Below are 2,739 nucleotides of genomic sequence, written 5' to 3'. Positions count from 1 at the left end.
CGTGCTATGTCTCTTATCCAGTCTGCTTTGTAGCTTCTTTGTCACCCCTTCAGGGCAACAAATTTAAAAAATATAAATTTTGATTTAGGTATATTACTAACCCTTTAATAAAGAAGATTTAATGTGAAATAGGTTGTCCCACTTCGTCTAGCTTTGCGTACTTTTCGTAAGATTAAAGTAAGGGCAGTTAGCAGATTTAATCAGAGTTCCGGATAACTGACGTTTGATCTAAAGCATTTGAAGTCCTTCGATTACTTGCCGCAAGAGTGTTAGCAGATGCAGCTAATCGTGGATTTGTTTTAGGTTATAAACTGGCTAAAACAACTAATTCAGTTTGCCAACCTTCATTATGGCTCAGGGTAAGGACAGTATAACCATTCTCGTACCTCAAATTATCCCGTTCAGTCTGATCCTGCCTGCGCTTTTCAGGACTATCATGAACTGAACCGTCACAGAAAACAGCGATCGCCTCCTCTTTATAAACAAAATCTGGCTTACAGTTAGCCTCTGGAATAAATTTCTGTGCAGTATCAGGTAATTTATACCCCCGTTGGTAAATCTCCTGTAACACCACTCGCTCAAAATCAGAGTTAGGGTCTGTTTGCTCCAACAATTTTTGATATTGCTCATCACGAGAAAGACCTTTAACTTGGGTAATAACATTACTTTCAAGGAGTACATCAAGCCAAGGTTTAATTAGGTGACGGTTAATAAGTGCATGGTCAAACTGATTGCGGTAAGAAAGCAAACATTCATAACAAGCTTGAACACAACTGTCTTTTACCTCTGTGAAATGGCAGATATCTAAAGCTGCATCAGCGATTTTTCTAAATACCTCTGGTTTTTCCAATAACTGAGACAGTACCCCTGCGCCACCTTCAGCAGCTTCCCAAAACAGTAAATACTTGTCTTCACCTAGACGCTCAGAGTCAAGTTCATCAGCTTCTAGTTTGTAGACAGCTTGAATTGCTGTTTCTAGAACATATTGCAAAGTAGTGATAAAAGCTTCCCTGCCCTCAGCCGGAACATCCAATGGCTCAACAACCAGGATATTGCAAGTGTCATCAACCATTAAGTTGACTTCAGTATGTAGAGTATCAGGTGTTTGTTGAGTCTGTGGGTTTTTATAATCACCCCATACTCCCGTGGTGGGATTAAGTTTAAATCCTCGTTCTTCTCTATTTTTCTTCAGTCCGCGATTAATACGCCAGATAGTAGCTGTAGCACCATAGGTTAGCTTAAACAATGGTGTACCACAAGCCGCTTGAACAATAGCTGATTCGCGCTTTTGATTGGCATAACGGAAGTGAGTGGTGATGTTATAGCCATACTTGAGCCGTTCTTCCTCATCGCAGGTAATGCGTTCTCGACGACGAGCGATCGCAGTATCCATTGGTAGTACACGAGTCAATTTAGGTATATTGCCATGAACATCAGCTTTAATCTCTGCACCACAGTTTTCACAAGTATCACGAAAATCGCCATCGTGGTAATACCCGCAGTTAGCACAGACACTCACTCGCTTATACTCGCCTTCAATCCCACCGAGAGGAACTTTAGTTTTGGCGATCATGAATTTGCTACCTTCATAGTAAAGGACATTGCTAGGAGCAAATTCCCTTAATGCCATAGAGCGAGGGCGAGAGATAAATTCACCACCTTCACCAGCCGGAATAAATGCCCGGACTGGTAGACGAGGAAAGTTGAACCCTGGTAAAAACCCTTCGGCAGCAAAATAGCGATAGGGGTAAAACTCAAATTGAGAATTACTCTTACCTTGGGTGTGTCCTACAAGTAAGTCAATTTGTCGTTGTGCTTCTCGTGACTGTGATTCGGCATTTTTACGTTCCTCCTGGGTGACATCACCTCTAGCAGAACGGTCGATAGTGAGACGTGCCGTTTCTAATTGTTTGAATGATTCAGTATACAAATCTCGCCAACGCTTACAGGCTCGGTCAAAAGCATTCAGAGCATTTTCGATAGTTACCTGTAACCAATTAACAGAATACCAAGAAGCTTTTTGTAGGTCATCTTGGCAGAAAATATCTGAAAATATGGACTGACTAGCTTGCAGACATTGAGCTAATTTAGCATGGCTAAGGGTAAGCTGCTGGCGAATGCTGTCTTTAATGGGATAGTCTTCCAGTTCTAAATCCAAGATTTTATTCATGGAGTCTTCCAAGTAAACCCCAGTATGCGCCAACCAAACTGAGTAAACATGAGATTTAATTAAATCTTGGTTGGCTAGTTCCAGTTTTGGTGGAGCAACTACCCCAGCAACCATTTGATTTTGGCGTTTGAAAAAGTATTGGTCATGACCGCTACCAATAGAAGCATAAGTAATGACCAGAGCCTCCTGCCCACTTCTGCCAGCACGACCACTGCGTTGAGCGTAATTGGCAGGGCTGGGGGGAACGTTCCGTAAATGAACAACGCTCAGATCCGAAATATCAATCCCTAATTCCATTGTTGGAGAACAGAACAAAGCGGCTAATTGTCCTTGGCGGAATTTCTCTTCTCGTTCTTGACGGTCTTTGTTTTTGACTTGTCCTGTATGCTCTCGCCCTTCCATTGTGCGGATTTGGCGGGCATTATTTTGGTAAAACTCTTGGAAAAACTGATTAACCGAGATGCTAACTTGGTCATTACCCTGCAAGCGACGTGATGTTAAGGGATCAATAGGAATTTCGGCGTTGCATAATAGAGGGATGAATTGAGGTCATCTACTGTGCAATGTCC

General features: G+C 42.2%; 1 protein-coding gene. It reads right to left on the bottom strand.

Features of this window, described 5'->3' with window-relative positions:
• Positions 1 to 304: 304 nt before the first annotated feature.
• Entirely contained in the window at positions 305 to 2,656 is a 2,352-nt protein-coding gene (locus ACM5QX_RS29385) for a helicase-related protein (RefSeq protein ID WP_414756732.1), read from the bottom strand.
• Positions 2,657 to 2,739 lie beyond the last annotated feature (83 nt).

Origin of the sequence: Anabaena sp. CCY 9910, from assembly GCF_963920875.1 — a bacterium.
Classification (GTDB): Bacteria; Cyanobacteriota; Cyanobacteriia; order Cyanobacteriales; family Nostocaceae; genus Trichormus; species Trichormus variabilis.
Note: the sequence above shows the minus strand (reverse complement) of the source record. Positions and strands in the feature narration are given on the sequence as shown.